A 7086-nucleotide genomic window follows, 5' to 3' on the forward strand; every position below is an offset into this window, starting at 1 on the left:
CAACCGCGAAAATAAGGCGGTTCCAACTGCACTCACATTTTACAAACAATCCGAAGTCGTGCTCAGAGCCTCAAAGCGATTGGCTTCGACGCTTATTTCTCCGGATTTGCGATCCACATGGCGCGTTGAATCGTAAGATGGTTCGATTGGAGAAATTGACATGGAAACATATAAAGCCCGAATGCCGGACGTGGATGGTTTCTTCGGTACATTCGGCGGACGGTTCGTAGCCGAGACGCTGATGCCTCTCCTCCTGGAGCTGGATGCAAAATGGCAGGAAGCTAAAGCGGATTCGTCCTTCTGGGCGCGCTTTGAGCTGTTGTGTCGACACTACGTTGGTCGGCCAAGCCCTTTGTATCTGGCGGAGCGCTTGTCTGCCTCGATAGGTGGTGCGCGTATTTATTTAAAGCGCGACGAACTCAACCACACTGGCTCCCATAAGATAAACAACTGCGTCGGGCAAATCTTGATGGCGCTCCGAATGGGAAAGACACGAATCATAGCTGAAACCGGCGCAGGACAGCATGGCGTTGCAACTGCAACAGTTGCAGCACGGTTCGGTCTCAAATGTGTAATTTACATGGGATCAAAGGACATAGAACGGCAGGCGCCAAACGTATTCAGGATGCGCCTTCTTGGGGCCGAAGTGCACGCAGTGTCTTCGGGGAACGGAACCCTGAAGGACGCTATGAACGAAGCGCTTCGCGATTGGGTTTCGAACATAGATGACACGTATTATCTCATCGGGACCGTCGCTGGCCCCCATCCGTATCCCGAAATGGTTCGGTCTCTCCAGGCTGTCATCGGCCATGAAGTGCGACGGCAAATAGTTGAATATGAGGGAAGACTTCCGGATCTTCTGGTGGCAGCCGTTGGTGGAGGCTCCAATTCAATCGGACTGTTTCATGCCTTCCTCGATGAGTCAGAAGTATCGATGCTTGGTGTGGAAGCCGGCGGCCGTGGTATAGAGAGCGGAGATCACTGCGCGTCGTTGTCAACGGGCCAGCCTGGCGTCTTACATGGAAATCGAACCTACCTTCTGCAAAATGACGACGGGCAAATTAGAGAGGGTCATTCAATTTCGGCAGGGCTTGATTATCCCGGCGTTGGTCCAGAGCATGCATGGTTGAAAGAAACCGGCAGAGTTTCATATACCTCGGCCACAGACACCGAGGCGCTGAGCGCGTTCCGGCTTCTTGCGGTGGAGGAAGGCATAATTCCAGCTCTCGAGCCGTCGCACGCATTGGCTGCTACGCTAAAGATTGCTCCTCTCATGCCGAAGGAGGCCATTGTCATCCTCAATCTCTGCGGCCGTGGTGACAAGGATATTTTCGCGGTTTCGGAATTCTTCGATGCGGATGCAAAGCGAGTGAACGAGCCGTGCTAGCTGGAGCATAAAAGGAGGATGAGGTGCTCTCGCATTCATTACCCGCCACCAGTGGAGAGCGCCTCATCATATTTCCTAAGTTCATCTTCGTATCGCACACGTGGGTGCCATGGTATTGTTCATGTGCTGAAATGGTTCCCAGATCAAACCGTTAGTGTAGCGCCACGCCATATGACCTTTCTCGTCAAGAGCAAACAGATTTAGCCAGCCGTTATCGAACAGTGCGCGAACCTGGTTATGTTGGGTCAAGATTGCGGTGATCGCATCCCTGGGCGCCTCCACGGCAACCGTCAGCCGTTGAGGCTCGTGAATGAAATGTTCTCCATCATGCACACATTGCCAAGGAAGGCCCGCGCGTAAATTGCCACCGTTACCCTCGACGACTCCGATGCCGCCAACGACATTGTGAAGTAACTTGTTGCCAGCCCCGAAGAGAACTGGCGCGACCGACGAACCAAAGTATTGCAGACTAATCCAGCTCGCGACAACAACAGGTGCGGTCAGGATGAGCTCAAGAATTTTATAGTCCTCATCCTTGCGCCAGACGTAATCATGGAGAAAGACCTGTCCATCCAAGGACCGACCGGAGGTTCGGAAACGCGGTGCAGCGATGAAAGCTCGGCAGCCAGCAAGTCCTAACTCGGGCCAAACTTCCGCCCAGTCCTGACTACGCCTGATGACGTTGTCTGCCGTCGCTCGTGGCAGACGTTTCGACCGTTCGGCTCGCGCTAACCGTCCGGCATCGACGAGCCAATGACGAATGCGAACGATGTCCCCGCGTGCAATGCCATCTCCGAGATCATGATCGAACAGAGTTACAGTGTCAGTCGTTGTGTCGTGTAGCGCACCAAGGAAAATGGTGTTAGAAGGAATGTTGATCCCTTTCATAGATAGCTTCTCACGCACTGGCTGCTCGTTTAGCAGGCTCGCCAGCAAACGCGCGTTGACGTCACCTGCATACCCGCCACAAGCTCCGCAATGTAGTGCGCTAGCGTAGGGATTATTGGCTACGTTTGCACCATGGCCAACAACAAGTACGCAGCGCCCAAAGCCCTCCGTGAGCGACATGGCCTTCAACACCATCTCGGCCATACTTGCCCGCGTAGTCAAATCGAGGCTTGGGCTAAAGCGCGGCATGGCGACGTCTGCGCGCTTACTTTTGCCGAAACCGAGACCATCGCGCACGAGTTTACCAGCATAAACCGGCCCCATCGCCTCAACGAAAGCAAAAGAGGAGACCGCCGCGAGCTTGAATCGACCCCAGGCACGCGTTCCTCGCGCGCTCAGCCGTGTCCGCACATCGGTCTCTCCTCTTTGATCCACCGCGCTACAGGTGAAAACGGAAGGGTTCAGGAGAACTGGCAGACGTTGTTCGGGAACGTCGGACGCGAAACCCTTATGGCTGATACCGAGACCGAAGAAACCGGCAAAGCCTATCGTGCGGATTCCTGGATCCAAGCTTTCGAGGGATCGCCGGAAAACCTCAGAACGCACGTCGATGCAGAATGCCGCCTGCAGCACCGGCTGCACTTCAGTAACATTGGCGGGTTTTGGTTCGGCAAGTGTACAGGCGAGCTTACGTTGGCCTGAGCGCTCGGCAGCTGACAAGAGAATGCCGTCGATCGCCGTGTCGAATTCTACCGAGACTGGCGCCCTATGGGTCCGCCGCACCTTTACCCATTCCGTATCGATGGCCGACCTGTGGCAAATGTAGAGCGCCTCTTCGAAGATCAGCCGCACAGCGAGCAATTCAAGCGCGGTCGTATCATCCCTGCCCTCCAACTCTGCCTTGAATTGGATGTGTCGTGCCAACTGGACCCATCCGCCAAGCGTTAGCAGAAGCTGATGAAAATAAGTACCGGGCTCGGCGCCGAGACCAAGCGTAACGGATGCTCGTTCAATGGCTGCTTGTGGGGTTTCGGGCGCGTCGGTGACATAGAAGCAAAAGTTCTTTAGACCGTGGATTTCCGTCGTCAAATCGTGGGTCGCAAATTCCCGCCAAGCGGCATAGAGACCATTGCGACGGGATGCAGCCCAAAGGGCTTGACCTTCATCGAAGAAGCCGGAGGCGAAAGAACCGATGCGGTCACAAACCAGTGAGGGCCAATCCGTGCCCGTGGCTTGTGCCGCGAGTTCTGAGATAGTTGGCAAAGGCGCGAGATGCTGCGGCTCAGCGGCAGCGGCAATCTTAAGTTCACGCAAGTCTATCCGATTAAAAAGTACACTAGCGTCAAGGGCGGCGATAAGATCTTCGTCCGCGATCTCACCATTGGCAATCTTGGCCGAATAGTGCTTACGGGGTAGTGCGAGCCGTATGCCGCCAATTCGAGCGAGCCGAGCTGCCGTGTGATCGAAGCGCTCGTTCACCTGCCCGAGAAAGGGATTGACGGCTATGGACGTTGTCAGCGGCCAGGCTGGTGGAACAGCCCCTACCGCCTCGTTTGCTGCTCGTACCAGTGCTTCGCCATGCAAGGTTTCGACTTTTCCTACATCGGCCATGGATTCACTCCTTTACGAAGTCAGACGTCGGCGACACCGATCGTGTAATAGTCCAGCCGCCAAGCAGGCGGTCGAAGAGCGCATTCACATAGAGGCCATTGGCAAGATGAACCCTGAAGCCGGCCGCTGCCGGATGATAGGCCCATAGCGGGAACAGAGACTGAGCCAACGCCACCAAGCCAAAGGTGGCGACAGCGAGCAACATAAGCGTCCATTCGAGTGGGCCGGGCTGCGGTGTTGTCGGCAACGTGCCGTTCAGCAGATTGTCCGACATCCACTGCAGGGCGAAGTAGGCTGTGGCTGCCGCTATGGAATATAGGGTGGTCCGCCACGTCAGCGCTCGTGGTGCGGCATCTGCTAGACCTTGAGCAATGAGATAAGCTACCCCGAATATGAGCATCGCGCCGAGAGCCATCGCCTGCGGCGGCTTGTCCACGATTCCAAAGATCACCCCAAACACAGCGTAAATAAAGAAGGCCAAAAGGAAAGCGCGACCGACCGCGCCTAGGTTTGGAATTGTAACCGGGCCTGGACGCGGGATGGCAGAGACCGTTTCGACGGCGCAGCCAGAAGAAAGAAAGGCGTGCGCTTTATAGAGGGAGTGAGCGATGATGTGGAGGAGTGCGATGGGGAAAAGCGCAAGGCCGCATTGCAGGATCATGAAACCCATCTGCGCCACAGTAGACCAAGCCAGTGAAGTCTTCACCGCAGATTGCGTAAGCATGACGAGGCTGCCGAAAAGCGCTGTGAACCCACCCACGATGACCAATATGGCCAGCACCAATGGAGCGTGCAACATAACGTCGGCAAGCCGTATGAGCAGAAAGCCTCCGGCGTTTACAACGCCGGCATGCAGCAGGGCGGAAACCGGCGTTGGCGTCTCCATGACTTCGGTCAGCCAGCCATGGGTCGGAAACTGCGCCGACTTGAGGAGGGCCGAGATCGCCAGAAAGGCTGCGGCAGCACTCGTCAGCGGCGTGCCATCCCCGTCACGCGCGATGGCAAGGATCGTCGCGATATCGCCTGTCTTCAAATCAATCGACAAGAGGACCGCAGCGCAAATAAGGGCCGCGTCGCCAGTGCGTGAGATGATGAATTTCTTGCGCGCGGCACGCTGCGCCGCGGGGCGTTGCGGATAAAAAAGCAGAAGTTTGTGGAGCAGCAGACTAGATGTGATCCACCCCATGACAAGTTGCAAAAGCGTGCCTGCTTGAACCAACAAGAGGACGGCAGCGATGGTCGCAGCCATCCAGCCTGTGAAGGCGCCCTGGCGCCGTTCTCCGTCCAGGAAATTGCCAGCATAACGCAGCACTATCCAACCAATGAAAGATACGAGCGACAGCATCAGGACACTGACCAGATCGAGGCGCGAGGAGAATGCAAAGTAATAGTACCCGATTGCCAGACCTGTTGTAGGTCCATTCAAGGCGAGCACGATGCCTGACAGGATCGCAACGACAATCGAGGCAAGAGCCGTTAATTCAGCTATGCGCACGGCCAGACGAGGCCGAAGGCTGGACGCCGTAAAACAATAGAAGGAAGCACCCGCAAGGATCAGCGGCGCTACTAAGGGAAGACTCGTGATCATAAAGGTCTCCATGCACATTCGACACTTGGCAAAGCGTCGATACGAGGCGTTGTTATCACCCGGCTAGAGATGAAAAAAATTCATTGTTTTCACGAAATCGTTCTATAAATTAGAATGATGTCAGAGTTGAACTATCATCACCTTCGCTACTTTCGTGCCGTCGCACACGATGGAAATCTAACGCGTACGGCTGAACGGCTGAACCTCTCTCAGTCGGCTCTTTCCACACAGATAAAGCAGCTGGAAGGGCGCTTGGGCCATGCCCTTTTCGAGCGCCGCGGACGGCAGTTATTTCTAACAGAAGCGGGGCGTATCGCGCTCGATCATGCGGACGCGATCTTCGCCTCAGGGCAGGAACTCGTTGAGACGTTGAAAGAAACCGGCAGGACCCGCCGTGCCATCCGGATAGGCGCGCTTGCGACACTCTCTCGCAATTTCCAGATTGAGTTCTTGCGACCGATTCTCGGGCGCCCAGACGTTGATATGATACTACGCTCAGGTAGTACAAGCGAGTTGCTTGGCGCGCTTGAAGCACTGAGTCTTGACATCGTATTGCTGAATCAAGCCCCGATGACCGATTCCGTCACACCATTTATCACCCAGCAAATCTATCAACAGCGAGTGAGCTTAGTGGGCAAAATACCTTACACTAAATCTCGTGCTAGCCTTGTGGATCTCTTCACCGACCACCCCGTCGTTCTGCCGTCGCTCGAAAGTGGGGTTCGCTCGCAATTTGACGCTCTCGTAGCACGACTTGGAATCACACCTCAGATTGCTGCAGAAGTGGACGATATGGCGATGATGCGCGTCCTCGCTCTGGAAGGAGCCGGTCTTGCCGTTCTTCCTCCTATCGTTGTCAAGGGTGAACTGGAGACCGGCAAGCTCATCGAGTACGACGCCCTTCCGGGCATGGTCGAGACATTTTACGCTATAACCGTGAAACGTCGTTTCCCAAATCCGCTCGTATCATTTCTGCTAAAACCCTCCAAAGCCGCAGCGACTGCAGAAAACCCATTCATTAAAGAGAATAAATAGATCGAAACAATGAATTTTTAGAGCTCCAGTTCGCGCGCTATAGAGAATAGTGCGATCGGTTGGAGAAGCTGAAATGAATATTTCTGATCTATCTCGCAAACAATGGACGCTCGGCCACGCAGAATCCAGGGATTCGAGCCTTTCGTCATCAATTTACTTCAAGTTACCAAGGCAGGTTGCGCTTGGAACCATGCACGGAAAGGAGGCAGCGCTTTCGCCCTCCTTTGCCGATATAGATGTTCATCTGGCGGTTCCTCGCGATCTCAACACGGATAGGTTCGGAACATTCACCAGCGAAGTGAAGCGAGCGGGCACCATACTCGACGCCGCTCGAGCAAAAGCAAAAGCGGCGGCCGCGTTAAGCGGCCTGCCGATCGGCATCGCAAGTGAAGGCTCCTACAGTCCACACCCATTCATTCCGCTCATTCCGATCGGTCGGGAGCTTATCTTATGGCTCGATATCCGATCCGGGGTCGAGATCGTCGATATGATCATCGATGAGTCTCCGAATTTTGCCCATATTGACGTGGAAGACGTTAACGAAGCGGACAAATTTTTGAACTCGATTGAGTATCCT

Annotated in this window: 5 protein-coding genes; 3 read left to right on the top strand and 2 right to left on the bottom strand. The window is 54.9% G+C overall.

Features of this window, described 5'->3' with window-relative positions:
- Positions 1–160: 160 nt before the first annotated feature.
- Positions 161–1387: a tryptophan synthase subunit beta gene (trpB, locus tag ACSQ3I_RS26475; protein ID WP_160862640.1), complete on the top strand. Its 1227-nt coding sequence runs from the start codon at positions 161–163 to the stop codon at positions 1385–1387.
- Between the two features lie 81 nt (positions 1388–1468).
- Here the strand turns inward: trpB and ACSQ3I_RS26480 are convergent, their stop codons facing one another.
- Positions 1469–3886 carry a YbcC family protein gene (locus ACSQ3I_RS26480; RefSeq protein WP_160862639.1) on the bottom strand — a complete coding sequence of 806 codons (2418 nt, stop codon included), beginning with the start codon at positions 3884–3886 and terminating at the stop codon, positions 1469–1471.
- A 4-nt stretch (positions 3887–3890) separates the two neighbouring features.
- The gene (locus tag ACSQ3I_RS26485) at positions 3891–5474 is read right to left on the bottom strand and encodes a proton-conducting transporter transmembrane domain-containing protein (RefSeq protein WP_160862638.1); all 1584 of its coding nucleotides are present in this window, start codon (positions 5472–5474) and stop codon (positions 3891–3893) included.
- A gap of 117 nt (positions 5475–5591) precedes the next feature.
- Between ACSQ3I_RS26485 and ACSQ3I_RS26490 the strand changes: the two genes are divergently transcribed.
- Both ACSQ3I_RS26490 and ACSQ3I_RS26495 read left to right on the top strand, forming a co-directional pair.
- Positions 5592–6509: a LysR family transcriptional regulator gene (locus ACSQ3I_RS26490; RefSeq protein ID WP_160862637.1), complete on the top strand. Its 918-nt coding sequence runs from the start codon at positions 5592–5594 to the stop codon at positions 6507–6509.
- A 73-nt stretch (positions 6510–6582) separates the two neighbouring features.
- Positions 6583–7086 (top strand): DUF6671 family protein (locus ACSQ3I_RS26495; protein ID WP_436003935.1); only part of this gene is annotated, 504 nt, incomplete at its 3' end.

Origin of the sequence: Rhizobium sp. LjRoot30 (genome assembly GCF_964253915.1) — a bacterium.
Lineage (GTDB): Bacteria > Pseudomonadota > Alphaproteobacteria > Rhizobiales > Rhizobiaceae > Metarhizobium.

Excerpts from the sequence above, each read along its gene's own strand:
- trpB (WP_160862640.1), top strand. The coding sequence starts at position 161 with ATGGAAACATATAAAGCCCGAATGCCGGACGTGGATGGTTTCTTCGGT.
- ACSQ3I_RS26480 (WP_160862639.1), bottom strand. The coding sequence starts at position 3,886 with ATGGCCGATGTAGGAAAAGTCGAAACCTTGCATGGCGAAGCACTGGTA.
- ACSQ3I_RS26485 (WP_160862638.1), bottom strand. The coding sequence starts at position 5,474 with ATGATCACGAGTCTTCCCTTAGTAGCGCCGCTGATCCTTGCGGGTGCT.
- ACSQ3I_RS26490 (WP_160862637.1), top strand. The coding sequence starts at position 5,592 with ATGTCAGAGTTGAACTATCATCACCTTCGCTACTTTCGTGCCGTCGCA.